Below are 18,040 nucleotides of genomic sequence, written 5' to 3'. Positions count from 1 at the left end.
GATTTGCCTATGTATAAAAACATATTAAACCTTTTACCATATAAATCATCTTTTCGTTTTGTAGATCATATCTCGTCGCTGGATGCAGACGGGGTAGTTGGCGAGTATACACTCAGGCCTGATGCTTTTTTTTATGAAGACCATTTCGAGGGCAACCCGGTAACACCCGGTGTCATCGTGACGGAAATTATGGCGCAGATCGGGCTGGTGGTATTAGGCATCTTCCTGTTATTGCACGATAACGATATCAATTTCGGCGATGATGAGCTGATGTTCCCGCTGCTGACCTCGACCGACGTATCTTTTTATAAAATGGTACTGCCGGGGCAAAGAGTGGTGGTTAAATCGCAGAAACAGTATTTCCGGTTTGGGAAATTAAAGTGCTACGTAGAGATGCTGGATGAAAATAACGAATTAGTGGCAAAGGGAACTTTTGCCGGGATAATTAAAAACGCCGGTTTAAAGAAATGAGCAGAAGAGTAGTGATTACCGGTATGGGGGTGGTATCGCCTAACGGCATAGGTCTGCCTGCTTTTTTAAATGCCCTGCAAAACGGCACTTCGGGCATTAAGTTTATGCCCTTGTATGAAGAGCTGAAGTTTAGTTGCCATGTTGCAGGCATGCCCGATTTTGTTTGGGACGAACTGCGCGACTATATATCAGAGGTAAGTTTTTACGGGTTGAAAGCACGCGGCGTGGCTTACGGTATCCGGGCAGCTTTAGACGCCTGGGACGATGCCGGCCATCAACGCGAAACCGATGAACCACATTGGGATACCGGCTGCATATTTGGTAACAGCATTGCCGATACTGAAGCCATGAAAAACGTGATCGCCAAGGTAGATCATAAAGAAGCTAAAAAACTAGGCTCGCGGGTGGTAGAGCAAGCCATGAACAGCGGCGTAACTTCATACATTACCGGCCGTTTAGGCTTAGCCAATAAAAGCATTACCAATTCTGCGGCTTGTGCTACGGGTACCCAATCTATCCTGATGGGTTATGAATACATTAAACACGGCTACGCCACCCGGATGCTGGTGGGTAGTACCGAGCATGTGGATACCTATGTGTTCGGCGCATTTGATTCTATGCGGGTACTTTCCCGGAAATATAACGATCAGCCGGAAAAGGCTTCCCGACCCATGAGTGCAACTGCTGCGGGCTTTGTCCCCGGTTCTGGTGCAGCCGCTTTTGTACTGGAAGACCTGGAATATGCGCTTGCACGCGGCGCCAGAATCTATGCCGAAATACTTGGCGGGGCCACCAACTCTGGCGGGCAACGCGGCGGCGGCTCCATGACGGCGCCTAACCCAACCGGCGTTACCCGCTGTATTGTAGATGCTGTTAAAGCTGCCGGTATAGACCCGCTACAGGTAGACACCGTAAGCGGGCACCTCACAGCTACGTTGGCCGATAAACTGGAATTACAAAACTGGATGACCGGATTGAACCGCACGAAAGAAAACTTCCCGCTGACCAATTCGTTAAAGTCTATGATCGGCCATAGCCTTAGTGCGGCAGGGTCCATAGAGTCTGTGGCTTCGGTATTACAGATCGTACATGGGTTTGTACATCCTAATATTAACCTGGAAGACCCGAACCCGGAAATTATAGAGCTGGTAGGCGAAAAAAGTTTGCCGACCTCGATGGTAAAAAAAGAAATAAATATCGCTGCAAAAGCTAACTTTGGTTTTGGCGATGTAAATGCCTGCCTTATTTTTGCAAAATTTAAGAACTAATGACGCGACAAGAAATTTTAGACGAGCTTAAGAAAGTTTTAAACCCTTATACGACTGATAAAGAGGCACTGGCCGGCATTACCGAAGACACCGATCTGATTAAAGATCTGAAAATCAATTCGGCTAACCTGGTTGATATTATCATCGATGCCGAATCGAAATACGACATCGAAATCGATTATGATTCTGCCGACCGCATGACTAACGTAGGTAGCTGTATCGACGTGATCTCTGAAAAAATGGGCCAGGCATGATCAGTGTCGGCAATGATATTGTCGACCTTCATGCTATTGATCAAAGCCGGACAAGCGATCCCCGGTTTTACCCCAAAATTCTTTCTGCTACAGAGCAGCAGCTTTACCAGCGCTTCGCTGCCCGGTTACCGATGTGGCTATGGGTATGGCTGCTATGGTCTGCTAAAGAAGCTGTTTATAAATACCTGAAACGGCACGAGCCCACACTGGTGTTCTCGCCTGCAAAAATTGTTATTACCGAAATTACCGGCGAGTTCACCCCAACAACTTCCTTCGGCGAAATGGTAAGCCAAATTGGCGCTTCGCAGCTTTCAATAACTATACTCAGCACCTTCCAGAACAGGCAGTTTACCACCCGGTCTTGCATTAGCAATAATTGTATCGCTACCTTTCTTACCGATGATTTTGACCGCCTGCATTGGGGAATCGAGCAAATAGCGCATGATGATTATAAAAGCCAGTCGGCAGCGGTGAGGGCGTTTGCTACTAAAAACCTAAGCACATACTTTACAAGCAGGCCCATCACCATAAAAAAGAGCACAATCGGTTACCCGGAAGTCTATTTTGGCGATAGCCCGCTGCCCATACCGCTTTCTTTTGCGCACCACGGGAACTATGTTTCTTATGCTTTCCTTTTAGAGAGGTATTAGGGTCTGTTCGCATCCCGACATTACCACCCCATTAATTGCATTACTGAAACAAATGCGGGTTGTAAAGGCGCGCTGATGGTAATCTCTTGATTTTGGTGCGGGTGTTTAAATGCCAGCTCAGAGGCGTGCAGCATCATGGTATCCATCTGCCATTGTTCTTTAAACAGCTTATTCTGCTTATTGCAACCGTGCGTGGTATCGCCTATTATCGGGTGAAAAATATGTTTAAAATGTTTCCGTAACTGGTGCATGCGGCCGGTAGTGGGCATCGCTTCTACCAGCGAATAACGCGAGGTGGAATGCTTACCAAAGGGGACATCAAGCTCTGCCCGTTTTAAGGTTTTGTAAGCCGTAAGCGCATCCTGCGATACGCCGTCATCCCGCCTTAATGGATAGTCAATAATTTCACTATCGGGCGTATGCCCGCGCAAAATAGCCAGGTATTTTTTAGTTACCTGTTTATTCATAAACTGCTGCTGCATCAGCGCGTCGGTCTCCTTGTCTAAGGCAAACAGCAATACACCAGCCGTTTTTCTATCCAGGCGGTGTACCGGGTAAACCGGCTGGCCAATCTGATCGCGTAATAACTGCAAGGCAAAAACATCGGCGTCGTCGGCAATTCGGGTGCGGTGCACCAACAGGCCATGGGGTTTATTTACGGCGATCAGCTGCTCGTCCTGGTATAAAATACTTAGCATAATAAGGTGTAAAGATAGCTAATAAAGCTACTTTCCTTCTGCAAGCAGGTACACTGCACCGTAAGCAGGAACGGTTACTTTAATGCCGTTAGCAGTAATTGCTGAAAGCGGCGTGATTTGCTGAAAATCGTCCGGACCGCCGGATACGCGGGAGGGCCCTTTGCCGTTGATAAATACCTTTCGCGAAAACACTGTTTCTGTACCGCCGTTCAGCACATAGTAATAATACCGGTTACCCGCAGTGAAGTTTCTCAGTTTAATGCTGATGATCTTTGCCGCATCACCTTTGTTCACCAGCACTATCCCGGCCTCGCCCGAACTGAACGACGAACCATAAGCCAGCACATCGGTACTTGTATCCATGGTTGTACTCACCATACGGTCGCCAAAAAACTGCCTGAAATAATACTGATAATAAAAGGCTGGCCGCGGTTGCCATTTTACGGCACCGGGTTCATCACCAATGTTAAACATACCCATATCATCACCATTCAGCCAGTTGTTGGCCAGGTTAAACCGGCTGGCTTCGCCAAACTTGTTTTTGATGACTTCACCCAGCGTCATGGCCAGGTGCACACCCGCAATATTAGATACATTCTGATTACTACCCGTTGCCTGGATGTTCCATTCGGACAATGCTATGGGTTTCGGGTACGCGGCGGTAGAGTTAATGATATAATCCATCAGCTCTTTGGTGACGGTAACCGGCGTATTTAAAATGGCGGCAGCGGTAGAGTTCTCCTGATAGGGCGAATAATAATTGTGTACCACATAAAAATCAGCAGCGTTGCCAATTTCGCCCAGAACATCCCGGTTCCAGTTAGGTATTTCCACACCACCACCCGTACCATCAGTATTGTTCAATACCGCGGCAATCTTAATTTGCGTACCTACCTCAGTGGCCGCTTTCCGCATAGAATCAACAAAGATTTTGAAGTGTTTACCATATAAACCACCTGTAAGTAATTCCGGCTGCCCATCTTTATTCAACGTTTTATCTATGCGGTAACCGGCTTCCCAAATACCATAATTCTCATTGCCTATCTCCCAAAATTTGGTTTTCCCTTTATCGTACCGTACCCAGTCTGCGGCTAAATGGGCGGCCGTAGCTACCGGGTTCTGGCTGGTTCCGTAACGGGCATAGGCATAGTTAACGGTAATCATGCCGGTGGCGTTGCTTTGCTGCAAAACCTTGTAATAATTATCGATGCTGAGCGTCCATGGAGCAGTATTTTTACCATACCAATAATTCGGATCAATCTGATTACCCTGGGCATCCAAGAACTTTGCCGGGACATCGGCAGGTAATTGCCCATCCGGTGCGCTCCAGAAAAAGGCATCAGCCAGGCTGCCCCCGGGGGCGCGGAGGATCTTGGGATTAAGCTGGGCAATATTATTCATCAATACAGGTTCGGTAACTACCTGCGTCATGTAAGTGTTGATATTATTCCCGAAGACGTAGGGCGATACTTTGGTAATGACGTTTTGCACATCAATCGTAACTGTAGCATCGGCAGTGCCTGCCGGAATAGCAGCATCTGTATAACCCAGGATACTGATATGGCGGGGTTGCCAGTCGTTCAGGAAGAAGCCCTGGGTAATGGCGGCATCGGGGTCGGGTGTGCCCGGGTTGGTAACAACCGGGGGCGGATTACCACCATCTGAAGGCTGCAGCTTATCCTCCTTTTTGCAGGAGGCAAAAAGCAGCGTAGCGCCAATAAAAAAGAGCCAGGCTTTTTTGATATTCAAATGTGCGTTCATCCGTAAATGGTATACGCAAAGCCTGGCTCTTCGGTTTCAATGTGCTATCTTTCTAACGGCGGTATCCGCTTAGGGGTGTCGGTACCATCGATGATGGTTTTTGAGCTTAAAGCGATAGCCCTGATGGTAGCGGTAATATTATTCACATCCAGCGTGCTTAATTCGTCTTTCACGGTATGGTAGAACTTATCTACATCTATCTGGTCTGTCGAGATGGTATGTGCAGGAACACCAACCCGGGCGAGCGAAGCATTATCGCTCCGGTAGAACAAGTCTTGTTCGGGGTAAGGGTCTGGGTAGAATTTAAACTTGGTACCCTGAAGGTTCTTTTGCAGGATCTCACCAAAGTCAGACCGGTTGTAGCCGGTGATGAAGGCAGAGTTCTCGCCAAACTTTGAGGCCTTACCAATCATCTCGATGTTGAACATCGCCATTACTTTAGCCGGATCTACCTGGGTGGCAAAATACGCTGAGCCATATTCGCCGATTTCCTCAGCCGTAAAAGCTACGAAGATGATCGACCGGGCGTTGTTGTTCAGCTTTTTGTAATAACGGGCCAGGCTCATTACGGCGGTAGTGCCCGAAGCGTCATCGTCCGCGCCATTGGCTATGCTATCGCCTTCCATCGGTTTAATAATGCCCAAGTGATCGTAATGCCCGCTGAAAACCACATACTCGTCAGGTTTGCTTTTGCCTTTAATCATCCCGGCGATATTTGCCAACGGCAGTGATTCTGTTTTAGCTTCTACATTGGCCGTGAACAATTTCACATCGTCGAACGAACCCAACACCGCGACAATCTGCTGGTTAGATTGCTTTATGCCAGCCGTGCCTTCATCTGCCGCTTGTTTTAATCTTTTAAAATAACGCTCAAAGCTTTGGTCGAAAATCACCAGCGACTTTTTACCGCTTTGCCGCACCGCCCTGAATTCGGCTTGCGGTGTTTTTCCGGCTGCTATTTTTACCACCTGTACATCGGCATTATCTTTCCAGCTGAATGATTCGCCCGTTAGCGCCGCAACTTGTTCGGCCGGGACGGCCGTACCATTGATACTTACCTGCGCGCTGGTGGTTTTGGTACGATAAAGGCTAAAGCGCTGGCGGAAATCCTTATTCCCCGGCAATGGTTCCAGGCCAATACTTTTAAAATCATTCTCGATGAATTTTGCCGCTTTCTCTAACCCGGGTTGAAAATTGCCGCGGCCTTCAAATTCGTCGCTGGCCAGGGTACTGATGATTTTTTTAACATCCTGCTCTTTAATGAGCTTATCTACATCCTGACTGAATGCAGGTAATACGGCGGCAGATAACGCCAGTCCGAGTATCAGTTTCTTCATTTATTTAACTTTTGTTGATAACCAATTCGTTCTTAATGCCAGTTGCGAAGCCGACGGTGTTTTACCTGCCTTCTCATAGGTAATCACTTCGTAGGCAGGGTCTTCTTCCAATGTGATGGTGGTAGTGTGTATACCGGTACGGTTACTATAGGTAACCTTTACCTGGTCGCCGGGCTTTTTCTCGTCAACTACCTGGCTAAAATCTTTATACTCTGCTACAGGTTTGTCATCGGCAGCCGTGATGATATCGCCCGCATCTAAACCGGCCTTATAAGCAGGGGTGTTATTGGGTACGCTGGAAACAATTAAAAAGCCTTTGGTGCCATTGCCACGCGCAGCTCCTTCGCTTCCGCGGAACACCGGCGAACCAATCCGCCCGGCCCATGCTTTCCCGGGTCTTGCTTTTTGTAAAATCAGCCCGGCCCGATCCAGCAGTTCCTGGTAATTATTTTTATTCGTTCCGTTGATGTACTTTGTGAAAAAATCAGCAGCAAAAGCGGCGTTTCCTGTCAGCTTCGCCAACACATTCTGAAGATCCGTCAGGTTATACGATTTCTCCGGCTTGCCATGCGCCAACCATAGGGCGCGCATGTAATCATCGAGTGTTAGCTTAAATTCTGTCCGCAAGCGCAGATCAAGCGCCAGGGCAGTTGCCGCCCCGTAATAGTAATAGCTGGTGAAGATGTTATTCTTATTGGTAGGGTCTATCGCAACACCTGCATCGGCATACACTGCGTAACGGCTGCTCTGAACAGGAGAGTAATGAAGCGCTCCTGGCGTAATTAAAACCGAGTTCACCAATGCGCCGATAGTCCCAAGGTAATCTTCCTGACTATCAAACCCTGCGCGGGTAAGCACCAACTCGCCATAGTATTGGGTGAAACCTTCGGCCAGCCAAAGCTCGTTGCTCATATTGGCGTGTTCGAAATTAAAGGGCTCTAAGGTTTTTGGGCGAATACGCTCTACGTTCCAGCTATGGAAATATTCGTGCGAGAAAGTACCTAACAGCCTTTTTTCAAAACCTGCGATTTTAGGCGTGGTTTGCACAATACAGGTAGAGTTACGATGCTCCATGCCGTCGCCCGCATTAGTGGGGTAAACATCGTCGATAAAGGTGTAGTTACCGAAATCATAGTCGGGCAGTTCGCCAAAAACAGCCTTCTCTTCCAGCACCATCCGTTCTACCATTTTGGCAAAGTTATCTACAGTAGCCTGGTCATCGTCAGAATGGGCCGTTAGCTTGATCAGTGGCTTCTTGCCATTGGTATTAGTTACCTGCCAGCTGGCTTCCTTGTACGCTGAAAGCTCGGTAGGGCTGTCCATTACATATTGCAGATCCGGTGCAAAGTAGGTATCGTTCCCTTCGGGATTTAACTGCGTTGCCGCCTTCCAGCCATGTTTTTGCATGTCGGCAAAACGGATCCGGATAGGGCGTTTATCCATGCCGTAGGTCCACATCAGTGTAGCAGGCATGTTCAGGTGGGCATGGCTTTCGTCTATCCCGGCGTAGGTGCCATCCACCCAGTTGCCAAATAAAGTGTAAGTCACTTTTATATCGCCTTTGTGCTGTTGCACCACATAAACATCGCCCTCTAACTGGTTTAAAGCAAGCGGTTTGCCTTGCGCGTCGTAAGCTTTTACGTTATAGACGTTTTTACCGAACTCGTGCGTGGCATAACGCCCCGGCGAAGAACGGCTCATCCGGAACTTTACCGCCCCTGCGGGTACCTGCGAAAGCTGCATACTGATCTCTGCCTCGTGGTGGGCCGCATTAGGAAAAGCAATGGTATAAACAACAGGTGCCTGCGCTTTGGCGGTTACCATGAGGGCAAAAGCACACACCGTAAGTAAAAGTTTTTTCATCTGATTATGTTACGTGCCTAAGTTAAGCTTTAAAGCCAAAACATGGAACGCCGCTTACAGATTGTTACTCATAGCTATGCCTGCCCAGGTCATATTCTGATTGCCCGGTTATCAATTTTTTGCGCTGCTCTACATCGGTATCCAGGTGGTGGTCGTAAACCTTATCCGTTACTTCTATATCCCGCTCCTTCTCTTTTTCTGCCAGGTGCAGGTTTGCTTCAGCCAGTTTAGAAATGGCAACGTCGTACGGGCCGGTGGGCGACATCAGTTTTACAAAAACCGGCAAACATTCGAACAGGATAAATAAATAGCCGATGAACGATTGCGCCATATAAGTATCCAGGTCGCGGGTGCCGTTGGTATTGTAAGAAAGCTGGCCAAGCGCCCAGTTACGGTCGGCGAAGCCCGCAATATTGGTCAGGCTGTCGAGTTGCTTGTCGGTAAACAAACGCGTGCTGTTCAAGCCCTCATAGTTTTTACGGTCGCCCAGGTACTGGTCCATCCGGTTCAGTTCGTCCATCACTATTTTCAGCCGGTCTTGCTTCTCCTGCAATACGCCCGCTTTTTGTTTGGCATAAGTGCCATAGCCCACCACACCGGAAGTTTGGTTGGTCTTATCGCCAAACACTTCCTGGTTCAGTTCATAGCGCGAGCGGTTGATGTCTTTCGTTAATGAATCGCGCTCTTTTTTCAAGTCAACCATACGGTTCATTTCCATGCCGTATTTCTGGTTATAGGTTTTCTGCAGCGTATCAATCTTGCTGTGCTGCCCCTTCATATAAGCCAGCTTCAGTTTCTCGCGGATCTCCTTATCGAAGATCTTCAGCTCCAGCGGACGCGAGATCACAATACCGATCATGATCGCCAGCAGGATACGCGGCGATGCCTGCAAAATCTGCTGGCTGGTAGTGCCCTGCTTGTTAATGCTCGAAACAATGTAGCGGTCCATATTAAAAATGGCCGTCCCCCATATCAAGCCAAACAAGATGGCAAACACTACCGCAAGCGGGTTTCCGCTGAAAACAAAATACATGGCATAGCCGCCAGACAGGGCAGCAAAAAGCGCAGTAAAAAATATAGTTGCTCCGATACCCACATACTTATTATGCTCTATAGGGTATTTCTTTAACGTATCTATATGTGCGCCCGAACAGAACCAAAAAAAACGGGTAACTTTTCTCATTTTGGATTTTATAATCGTGTAGTAACACTTTATATTGAAACGCTCTTAGTTATTGATTGTTACAAACTTGCTGACGATAATAGCAGAATGCAGAAAAAATTTACCTTTGACTTATCATTAAATAAAATTCGATGAAAGAGATTACCGTACAGGAACTGCAAGAGATGAAAGAACGCGGCGAAGATTTTCAACTGATCGACGTTCGCGAGGATTTTGAATACCAGATGTCTAACCTTGAAGGTGAAAATATCCCGCTGGGTGGAATCCTGATCGAGGCAGATAAAATCAGCAAGGATAAACCCGTAGTGATTATGTGCCGTAGCGGTAAACGCAGCGCGGTTGCCTTACACCAGCTGGAAGCGCAGGGTTACACCAACTTAGCTAATTTACAGGGTGGTATTCTGGCCTGGCAACAGCAAATAGATCCGAGCATACAGGTCTATTAAGATGAAGGGTAAAATTTTCCTGAATACGCTTTATACCGTTGGCATCTTCCTATGCATCATTACCCTGGTATGGGGTTTTGATCATAAACGGTATGAAATTATTACCGGGGCGGTACTCATCGGTGCCGCATTAGTGGTGCTGAAGATCAGACTGATCAAGGAAGTACGCACCATTATCAATAAACGGAAACCATAACAACGCTTTAATTGCGCACAAGAAAGGCTGTAGTATAATTTACTATGGCCTTTCTTATTACAACGGGTTTTAGCGATTGTATTAAGTTTCTAAAAATATTTTGTACTTTTACTTAAAGTTATTTCCTCGCGGAAGTAATTCCCCCTAATTCCCAGATGATGTTTAAACGATTGATCAACACCGTACAAAGACTCGGCAAAGGCGAGGCAGTTGAAATTGGCCGCATACAAGAGCCCGACCTGGAAATGAGCTTTATTATTACCTGGCGGCACATTGCTGCAATAGCGATCTTTTTGCTGGTTATCCGCATTTTGGGGCAAATCTGGCTCCACTGACCTACAGCAGCATTTAAAATCTTTCTTACCGGCTGGCTGGCAAAAACCAGTTAGCCACGTCTGCCGCATTCGCCGAATTTACCACATTCGCCGCATTTACCACCCGGCCATCGGTTTTCTAACTTTTAAGTCAGGATTTTGGTGGCAAAATTTTGCACCAGTTTTGCCTGTTATAGCTCGGGCGGTAACAATCCCTTCAATGGCGATTTTGAACACATAGGTTTCTTTGTACCTTTACCGGCATACCAACTCGTTACCAAAATGAGTGAAAACCAGTTTAACCGCCCCATTCGTGTTTTAGTTGCCAAAGTAGGCCTGGATGGCCACGACCGTGGTGCGCGTATTATCGCGACATCCCTGCGCGATGCCGGCATGGAGGTGATCTATACAGGGCTTCGGCAAACGCCAGAAATGGTAGTAAATGCCGCCCTGCAGGAAGATGTGGATGCCATTGGCGTTTCTATTCTATCCGGTGCGCACATGACGGTATTTCCGAAGATCATGAACCTGCTGCGCGAAAAGCAGATGGATGACGTATTGGTCACCGGCGGGGGCATTATCCCAGACGGCGACGCAAAACAATTACAGGAACAGGGGGTGGGCGAACTTTTCCCCCCAGGAACGCCAACTGCTAAAATTGTTGATTATATTACAAACTGGGTACACCAGCACAGAAACTTTTAACCTATGAGCTACCAGAACATTTTAGTAGAAAATAAGGGGCGCATCCGGTATATCACCATTAACCGCGAAAGCAAGCTGAATGCCCTGAACAAAGAAACCATCGATGAGTTGAACAGCGCTTTTACCGATGCCTTCGAAGATAAAACCGTCAGCGGCGTTATTATCACCGGTGCAGGTACAAGGGCTTTCGTAGCTGGGGCGGATATCAGCGAGTTTCAGCACATGGGTAAAGAAGCGGGTATTGCTTTAGCCAAAAACGGCCACGAACGCCTTACGGGACTAATTGCCAACGGCACTAAACCGGTGATTGCCGCCATTAACGGCTTTGCATTAGGCGGCGGATTAGAATTGGCCCTGGCTTGCCACATGCGTGTTGCTTCGGCTACTGCCAAAATGGGTTTGCCAGAGGTTACCCTGGGATTGATCCCGGGTTATGGCGGCACACAACGCCTGACAGAACTGGTAGGAAAAGGCCGTGCGATGGAATTGATCCTGACGGCAGATATGGTTACCGCAGAGCAGGCTTTACAATATGGCCTCATTAACTATTCGGTACCGGCAGAGGAACTGATTGGCAAGGCAGAAGAAATTTTGAATAAAATTTTACAGCGTTCGCCCAAAGCCGTTACCGCAGCCATCAAAGCGGTTAATGCCGCAACCTATAATGATGGCTATCCTGCTGAAATTGAACTGTTTGGCCAATGTTTCGAAACCGGCGACTTCCGCGAGGGGGTCGCTGCTTTTTTAGAGAAACGCAAACCTTTATTTAACGGGGAATAAAAACGTGATAACATTTTGTTTTGGTATTTCGTATCCGTGTAAAAATTTAACAAATTTGTATTAAGCCTGACCTTTAACGATAATAGGGAGGAAGATTAACCAAGTTGCTGATATGAAGAAAATCCTCATCGTCGATGATGAAGTAAATACCGCATTATTGCTGTCTAAGTTTCTGACCAGAAATGGGTTCGAGGTGACTACCGCTTCTAACGGGAGCGCCGGTATGGACCATCTGAAGAACGGACAGTATGATCTGGTACTTTGCGATTTCCGGCTGGAGGATACAGACGGGCGCGAGATGTTGAAGAACATTAAGCTTCAATATCCCAGAACCGGTGTAATTATCATTACCGGTTATTCGGATATCAAGATGGCTGTAGAGCTGATTAAGATGGGGGCCTATGATTACATCACCAAGCCACTTTACCCTGATGAGATTCTGAATACCATCAACAAAGCGATAGAAACCCACCATGCACTGGTAGAAGAACCGCAGCAGGAGCCTGCTGCTGTAATGCCTGCCAAATCATCAAAGGATAAGGACGATAAAAAACAGGTACTTTCTAACGAGTTTGTGGTAGGCAAAAGCAAAGCTTCCAAAGAATTGCTGCGCCAGATAGAACTGGTAGCGCCTACCAATTACAGCGTAATTATTTTGGGCGAAAGCGGAACAGGTAAAGAGTCTGTTGCGAAAAGCATTCACCTGAACAGCCCGCGCCGCGATCAGCCTTTTATCGCGATGGACTGTGGTTCACTAACCAAAGAGCTGGCACAAAGCGAATTTTTCGGTCATGAAAAAGGTTCATTCACCGGGGCGCTTTATACCAAAATAGGCCACTTCGAGATGGCCAACGGCGGAACCTTGTTCCTTGACGAGGTGGGCAACCTTTCTTACGATATACAGGCTGCACTATTGCGCACCGTACAGGAGCGTAAAGTGAAACGCATTGGCAGCACCAAAGAAATTAACCTGGACGTCCGGATCATCGTAGCTACAAATGAAAACCTGATGGACGGTATTTCTAAAGGCCGTTTCCGCGAAGACCTTTATCACCGGTTCAACGAGTTTACCATTTACATGCCGCCGCTGCACGATCGTGGCACCGATATTATCGCACTGAGCGAGCATTTCCTGAAAATTGCCAACCGCGAACTGGGCCGTAATGTGCAAAGCTTATCGCCAGAAGTGGTAGAATGTTTTATGAACTACCGCTGGCCGGGTAACATCCGCGAACTGAAGAACGTGATCCGCCGGGCGACACTGCTTACCGAAGGCGAAGAGATACAAATGAAAGCCCTGCCGCTTGAAATATCTATCAGCAACGCCAGGAACGCTTTTTCAGAACCATCTTACACCCACGAAACTGCCGCCGCACCTACCAAAGAGCACCGTATCGACTTGAAAAATGCGGCGCTTGAAGCCGAATATGATACCATTTTACGGGTATTACGCGAGGTAAACTTCAATAAAACCAAGGCAGCCGAAATTTTAAAAATAGACCGCAAAACCTTGTACAACAAGATGAAAGCGATCAATTTAGGTAAGTAACATGGACCAGGAAGCAGCTTCAGCAGGTAACAGCGCCGAATTTCGCCGGCTAAGCCACGATATCCGTAACCAGCTTTCAAACATTACGCTGTCGCTGGAGCAGTTGAAGTACGAACTTCCCGGCCCCCATTCTGAAGCGGCCTTTTATATCGAGACGATTTCGCAAAGCTGCAGGCAGATCAATGAGCTGTTAAAACAGGCCGACAGCCGCAGTAACGAATCGGTATAAGAACGGCAAACTTTTACCGTCTTTTCGCTGTATAAACATTAAGCAAACAATCCATACTTTTACCGGGGTGAAGGATAGTGGCAGGGATGTTATATACAGCTACTTACTATTTTTATGTCTATCTTCAATTACCGCCAGCGGAATAATATTATCCTGATCAGCATCATCGTGCTGGGCTGTTTCCTGCTGTACGCCCTAAGCTCGCTTTTCAGTGCTATTCTTGGCGCTATTGTACTGTATACGATTTTCAGGCCGTGGTATATTTACCTTACCGAGAAACGCAGCTGGAACAAGTCGTTAGTGGCGCTGATGTTTATTTTCTTGTCGCTGGTGGTTATCGTTATCCCGTTCCTGTTCCTCAGCTTCATGATGATCAGCAAGATAGCCAGCCTGCAGCAGAATACCGCTTTTGTAGACCAGCTTATTTTAAAGGCTAACAAATTTGCAGGCTCTACCTTTAACCAGCCGCACCTGGCCGATGATTTCATGCAAAAGATCAGCACCTATGTAACGGACCTTTTCCCATCTATTTTAAGCGGCGCCGCCAATATCCTGCTTACGCTATTGGTGTTATACTTTCTGCTGTACTTTATGTTTGTACAGCTCCGCGAGTTTGAGGCTGGCTTACTCAGATATGCGCCCTTCCGCGAGCAGCACGCCTTGAAATTTGCCACGGCCTTAAAAAATGCTACTTACTCTAACGTATTGGGGCAGGGCATTATTTCCATTGTACAAGGCTTGCTTTTAGCAAACGGTTTCTGGATTGTAGGCATCCCGGACGCTATTTTCTGGGGAATTATCGGTACCTTCATTTCATTCCTGCCGGTTGTAGGGGCGCCAACGCTTTCCATCCCGGCCGGGCTATACCTGATGCTGCTGGGGCATACCTGGCGGGGCGTAGGGATAATGGCTTACGGCTTACTATTCATCGGCAATGTGGATAACGTGTTGCGTATGGTGATTAATAAACGTATAGCAAATACACACCCGATTATATCAATTATCGGAGTTTTTATAGGTTTGCCGTTGTTTGGTATATTGGGCCTGGTGTTCGGCCCGGTATTGTTATCCTACTTTCTGCTGCTGGTAGAAATTTATGAAACTAACCGCCTGGCTGCAGACCGTTTAGACAGAATCCGGACCGGCCCGGACAATTAATTAACCGATAAAACGTATATCACTAATAAGTTAAGCATAGAAGAATTTTAAACCAGATACAAACAAATATTCAACTTAAAAATTATAGTACTATGAACAATAACTCAAAAATAATTGTGGCAATGCTGGCCGGGCTGGCAGCCGGAGCGGCCTTAGGTATATTGTTTGCACCAGATAGCGGCACAGAAACCCGCGACAAATTATCCGACTCGCTGAAAGATCTGAGCGATTCTATCAAAGAAACCGCCGGTAAAGAACTAAACAGTTTACTTGGCTTGAAAGATAAACTGGTTGATAACATCAAAACCAAAATCAACGGCGGCGAAGTGGAAGAATACCAGGACGATCTGGAACACGCATAAAACAATTTAAATCGTCCCGGCTTTATATAAAGGCCGGGATAATTTTAAAAGCCAATGGAAGAACAACAAAAAGAGACACAGCAACAGGAGCAAACTCCAAAAGAGCCGCCTATTTTAGAGCAGATCAGGGAGTATGCAGAAACGCGCATAAAGCTTTCTAAATACAAGGTAATAGAAAAAAGTACAGGTGTTATTGCAAGCCTCGTTACAACTATTGCTACGGTAGTATGCTTATTGCTTACTTTCCTGTTCGCGTCTTTCACGCTGGCGTTGTTCCTGGCAGACGTATTTCACTCTTACTGGAAAGGCTTTGGTGCGGTTGCACTACTGTACCTGATCATTGCGGTGATCGTCATGTCTGCTAAAGATAGTTTCCGTAAGCCTCTGGTTAATGCACTGATTAAAAAGATTTTTAGCGAGAACAAGTGATGGATATGCCCGTAAATAATATCGGTGACCTGCAGAGCGAAATTATTCGTCTCGAAAAGTTAAAGCAAACGCAGGAAATTGAATTGAAAAAAAGATTCAGCAGCCCCGGTGCAGCCATGTCTGCTGCCATGAGTTTGTTCCCTAAATCGGCCGAAGGTGCTGCAAGTCCAAGTCGTTTATTCCATGCCGATTTTATCAACCTGCTTTCGCGACTGGTTATTCCGCTTACGCTTAATAAAACACTTTTCAAAGGTTCGGGCTTCCTGGTAAAAACGCTTGTAGGCCTGCTTTCGCAAAAGGCTTCCGATTATATCAACGAAGATACCGTAACCGGCACCTGGGATAAAGTCAAGGCTATTTTTGGAAAGATCAAATTAGGTAAAAAAGATAAAACCAAATCTACTTACGAAGGCGCGCAACGCCCGGAACCTTACATCACGCCCGAAGTATAATTACGGCAATTTAACGCGTTTTACAAATCCTGCTATTATCAGTACTTTTGCCACTTTATTTCAAGCAGTGGGAAAAGATAAACTTAAACGTTTTGCAGAGATCGAAACGTTTCCAAACGTCGTTCAGTTAGAAGCCGGTAAACCTTACCAGGGCAAATGGGCGAAAGAATTTTTTAAGAACGAAAATCCCGTAGTACTGGAACTGGCCTGCGGAAAAGGTGAGTACACCGTCAATCTTGCCCGCTTATTCCCGGAAAAGAATTTCATCGGTATCGATTATAAGGGTAACCGGATCTGGCGCGGTGCGAAAACAGCAGTAGAGGAAAATATCCCTAATGTGGCCTTCCTGCGCATCCAGATAGAAACCATCCTGGATTATTTTGGCGAAGGCGAGATCGATGAGATATGGATCACCTTCCCAGACCCGCAACCACAGATCAGCCGCGAAAAAAAGCGACTGACTTTCCCCCGTTTTTTAGACAAGTACAAGCATATCCTGAAACCGGGCGGCCTTGTCAACTTAAAAACAGATAACGACGACCTGCATGCTTATACAGCCGAAAAGATTGAAGAACTGAAGCTGAAACTGCATGTAAAAACAGAAGACCTGTACCACTCGCCCTTCGCGAACGAAGTGCTCTCTATCAAAACTTATTACGAACGTATTTATTTGAAAGACAACAAGAACATTAACTATCTTCAGTTCTCTTTTGAATAATCATGAAAGACGAAAGCTTTTTTGAACACGTATGGGAGGTTTGCCGCCAGATACCACCGGGCCGGGTAACTTCTTATGGCGCCATCGCCAAGGTGCTGGGCAAACCTAACTGGTCGCGGATGGTAGGTTACGCCATGGGTGCCTGCGGCAGGGCTACTGAGCCTGTTCCGTTCTATCGCGTGGTGAACAGCAGCGGCCAGCTAACGGGCCACGAAGGTGCGGCAGACCGTCGCCAAAAATTCCTAGAGGAAGAGGGGGTCGAAATCGTGAACCACAAGATCAAGAACTTCAAAAAGATCTTCTGGGACCCGGGCAAGGAGCTGGAATATTAAGAAGCACTTACACGTACTCCAGCAATTCCATCCGGTTGCCAAAAGGGTCAATAAAAGCAAAACGGTCGCGGCCCGGTAATTTTCTTTGCGGTATAATTTTCACTTGGTTTGCTTCCAGCTGCTTTCTTGCTGATGCCAGGTCACTTACCTCGAAAGCCGTGTGGCGTATGGTATCAAACTTTAGTTCCTCTACACCGATGTGCAGCTCGATATCCTGTAGCTGAAACCAGATGCCCTCATCGTTCAATTCAACCGGGCGGTATTTTTCCTGTAAACCAATTACTTCTGTATAAAACTGGCGGGCTTCTTCCAGCCGATCTACCGGGACGCAGATATGGATATGGTCGGTACGTTTAAAATTGATCATGGCAGATAAAGATACCCTTTAATGACGCTCCTGAAAAGATTTTTCCCGAACATTGCAATTCAAATAACTCAATAACATTATAACCCAATAACTATAGCTGATGGGAAAATTAGTTGACGACTTTAACGGCTATCGTACCAAAATGAACGATAGGATTATGGCGACCGCCAATACCAATATCAAACGTTTCTTTGCGCTGGATACCACCAGCTATGCCGAAGGTGCGCTGGACGTGAAAACCAAAGAAATGCTTGGCCTGGTGGCCTCTATGGTATTACGTTGCGACGATTGCATTAAATACCACCTGGGCAAATGCCACGAGGCTGGTGTGAATAACGACGAGATGAACGAAATTTTCATGATCGCCAACCTGGTGGGTGGCTCTATCGTTATTCCGCATTACCGCCGGGCAGTTGAATACTGGGATGAGTTGAATGAAGCTGTTTAACATAGGATTGATATAGCCGGGCAATATGCTCTTTTGCCATATCAAGCGTGGGACCTCTCCCTAACCCTCT

General features: G+C 46.9%; 24 protein-coding genes. 18 read left to right on the top strand and 6 right to left on the bottom strand.

Features of this window, described 5'->3' with window-relative positions:
* Positions 1 to 9: 9 nt before the first annotated feature.
* The 4 genes from MUY27_RS12395 to MUY27_RS12380 are packed head-to-tail and all read left to right on the top strand — an operon-like array spanning position 10 to position 2,643.
* On the top strand, positions 10 to 471 hold the full coding sequence (locus MUY27_RS12395) for a 3-hydroxyacyl-ACP dehydratase FabZ family protein (RefSeq protein WP_245130346.1): 462 nt from the start codon (positions 10 to 12) through the stop codon (positions 469 to 471).
* Positions 468 to 1,739 (top strand): beta-ketoacyl-[acyl-carrier-protein] synthase family protein, encoded by a 1,272-nt coding sequence (locus MUY27_RS12390; RefSeq protein WP_245130345.1) that lies wholly within the window; start codon positions 468 to 470, stop codon positions 1,737 to 1,739. Before MUY27_RS12395 ends, MUY27_RS12390 begins: the two co-directional genes overlap by 4 nt.
* Positions 1,739 to 1,993, top strand: coding sequence for an acyl carrier protein (locus MUY27_RS12385; protein ID WP_245130344.1), 255 nt, complete (start codon positions 1,739 to 1,741; stop codon positions 1,991 to 1,993). The genes MUY27_RS12390 and MUY27_RS12385 overlap by 1 nt, the downstream gene beginning before the upstream one ends.
* Positions 1,990 to 2,643 carry a 4'-phosphopantetheinyl transferase family protein gene (locus tag MUY27_RS12380; protein ID WP_245130343.1) on the top strand — a complete coding sequence of 218 codons (654 nt, stop codon included), beginning with the start codon at positions 1,990 to 1,992 and terminating at the stop codon, positions 2,641 to 2,643. Before MUY27_RS12385 ends, MUY27_RS12380 begins: the two co-directional genes overlap by 4 nt.
* 20 nt (positions 2,644 to 2,663) lie before the next feature.
* Here the strand turns inward: MUY27_RS12380 and MUY27_RS12375 are convergent, their stop codons facing one another.
* The 5 genes from MUY27_RS12375 to MUY27_RS12355 all read right to left on the bottom strand — a co-directional run bounded on the left by MUY27_RS12375 (position 2,664) and on the right by MUY27_RS12355 (position 9,485).
* Positions 2,664 to 3,341 (bottom strand): pseudouridine synthase, encoded by a 678-nt coding sequence (locus MUY27_RS12375; RefSeq protein ID WP_245130342.1) that lies wholly within the window; start codon positions 3,339 to 3,341, stop codon positions 2,664 to 2,666.
* Positions 3,342 to 3,368: 27 nt separating this feature from the next.
* The gene (locus MUY27_RS12370; protein ID WP_245130341.1) at positions 3,369 to 5,102 is read right to left on the bottom strand and encodes an alpha-L-arabinofuranosidase; all 1,734 of its coding nucleotides are present in this window, start codon (positions 5,100 to 5,102) and stop codon (positions 3,369 to 3,371) included.
* A 44-nt stretch (positions 5,103 to 5,146) separates the two neighbouring features.
* Entirely contained in the window at positions 5,147 to 6,439 is a 1,293-nt protein-coding gene (locus MUY27_RS12365; RefSeq protein ID WP_245130340.1) for a M28 family metallopeptidase, read from the bottom strand.
* A complete protein-coding gene (locus MUY27_RS12360) occupies positions 6,440 to 8,302 on the bottom strand; it encodes a M61 family metallopeptidase (protein WP_245130339.1) in 1,863 nt (620 codons plus the stop codon).
* A gap of 64 nt (positions 8,303 to 8,366) precedes the next feature.
* Positions 8,367 to 9,485 carry a DUF4407 domain-containing protein gene (locus MUY27_RS12355; protein ID WP_245130338.1) on the bottom strand — a complete coding sequence of 373 codons (1,119 nt, stop codon included), beginning with the start codon at positions 9,483 to 9,485 and terminating at the stop codon, positions 8,367 to 8,369.
* 131 nt (positions 9,486 to 9,616) lie between these two features.
* Between MUY27_RS12355 and MUY27_RS12350 the strand changes: the two genes are divergently transcribed.
* From MUY27_RS12350 to MUY27_RS12290, 13 genes are all read left to right on the top strand, one after another.
* Positions 9,617 to 9,931 (top strand): rhodanese-like domain-containing protein, encoded by a 315-nt coding sequence (locus MUY27_RS12350; protein ID WP_245130337.1) that lies wholly within the window; start codon positions 9,617 to 9,619, stop codon positions 9,929 to 9,931.
* A 1-nt stretch (position 9,932) separates the two neighbouring features.
* Entirely contained in the window at positions 9,933 to 10,127 is a 195-nt protein-coding gene (locus tag MUY27_RS12345) for a DUF6358 family protein (RefSeq protein WP_245130336.1), read from the top strand.
* Between the two features lie 155 nt (positions 10,128 to 10,282).
* Entirely contained in the window at positions 10,283 to 10,462 is a 180-nt protein-coding gene (locus MUY27_RS12340) for a hypothetical protein (RefSeq protein WP_245130335.1), read from the top strand.
* 141 nt (positions 10,463 to 10,603) lie between these two features.
* On the top strand, positions 10,604 to 11,146 hold the full coding sequence (locus tag MUY27_RS12335; protein WP_245130334.1) for a cobalamin-dependent protein: 543 nt from the start codon (positions 10,604 to 10,606) through the stop codon (positions 11,144 to 11,146).
* 3 nt (positions 11,147 to 11,149) lie between these two features.
* The gene (locus MUY27_RS12330) at positions 11,150 to 11,926 is read left to right on the top strand and encodes an enoyl-CoA hydratase/isomerase family protein (protein ID WP_245130333.1); all 777 of its coding nucleotides are present in this window, start codon (positions 11,150 to 11,152) and stop codon (positions 11,924 to 11,926) included.
* Between the two features lie 112 nt (positions 11,927 to 12,038).
* Entirely contained in the window at positions 12,039 to 13,475 is a 1,437-nt protein-coding gene (locus tag MUY27_RS12325; RefSeq protein ID WP_245130332.1) for a sigma-54-dependent transcriptional regulator, read from the top strand.
* Between the two features lies 1 nt (position 13,476).
* Positions 13,477 to 13,704, top strand: a complete 228-nt coding sequence (locus tag MUY27_RS12320; protein WP_245130331.1) for a histidine kinase dimerization/phospho-acceptor domain-containing protein — start codon at positions 13,477 to 13,479, stop codon at positions 13,702 to 13,704.
* Positions 13,705 to 13,818: 114 nt separating this feature from the next.
* On the top strand, positions 13,819 to 14,862 hold the full coding sequence (locus tag MUY27_RS12315; protein WP_245130330.1) for an AI-2E family transporter: 1,044 nt from the start codon (positions 13,819 to 13,821) through the stop codon (positions 14,860 to 14,862).
* 92 nt (positions 14,863 to 14,954) lie between these two features.
* Entirely contained in the window at positions 14,955 to 15,224 is a 270-nt protein-coding gene (locus MUY27_RS12310; protein WP_245130329.1) for a YtxH domain-containing protein, read from the top strand.
* A 54-nt stretch (positions 15,225 to 15,278) separates the two neighbouring features.
* A complete protein-coding gene (locus MUY27_RS12305; protein ID WP_245130328.1) occupies positions 15,279 to 15,653 on the top strand; it encodes a phage holin family protein in 375 nt (124 codons plus the stop codon).
* The gene (locus MUY27_RS12300) at positions 15,653 to 16,105 is read left to right on the top strand and encodes a hypothetical protein (RefSeq protein ID WP_245130327.1); all 453 of its coding nucleotides are present in this window, start codon (positions 15,653 to 15,655) and stop codon (positions 16,103 to 16,105) included. The genes MUY27_RS12305 and MUY27_RS12300 overlap by 1 nt, the downstream gene beginning before the upstream one ends.
* Before the next feature lie 67 nt (positions 16,106 to 16,172).
* Entirely contained in the window at positions 16,173 to 16,823 is a 651-nt protein-coding gene (gene trmB, locus MUY27_RS12295; RefSeq protein WP_245130326.1) for a tRNA (guanosine(46)-N7)-methyltransferase TrmB, read from the top strand.
* A 2-nt stretch (positions 16,824 to 16,825) separates the two neighbouring features.
* Positions 16,826 to 17,155 (top strand): MGMT family protein, encoded by a 330-nt coding sequence (locus MUY27_RS12290; RefSeq protein WP_245130325.1) that lies wholly within the window; start codon positions 16,826 to 16,828, stop codon positions 17,153 to 17,155.
* Positions 17,156 to 17,162: 7 nt separating this feature from the next.
* Here the strand turns inward: MUY27_RS12290 and MUY27_RS12285 are convergent, their stop codons facing one another.
* Positions 17,163 to 17,522: a VOC family protein gene (locus MUY27_RS12285; protein WP_245130324.1), complete on the bottom strand. Its 360-nt coding sequence runs from the start codon at positions 17,520 to 17,522 to the stop codon at positions 17,163 to 17,165.
* A gap of 100 nt (positions 17,523 to 17,622) precedes the next feature.
* Here MUY27_RS12285 and MUY27_RS12280 point away from each other — a divergent pair, with 100 nt between their 5' ends.
* Positions 17,623 to 17,970, top strand: coding sequence for a carboxymuconolactone decarboxylase family protein (locus tag MUY27_RS12280; RefSeq protein WP_245130323.1), 348 nt, complete (start codon positions 17,623 to 17,625; stop codon positions 17,968 to 17,970).
* Positions 17,971 to 18,040: the final 70 nt, after the last annotated feature.

Source organism: Mucilaginibacter straminoryzae (assembly GCF_022953055.1).
GTDB lineage: Bacteria > Bacteroidota > Bacteroidia > Sphingobacteriales > Sphingobacteriaceae > Mucilaginibacter > Mucilaginibacter straminoryzae.
This window is presented reverse-complemented; position numbering and strand designations above follow the sequence as displayed.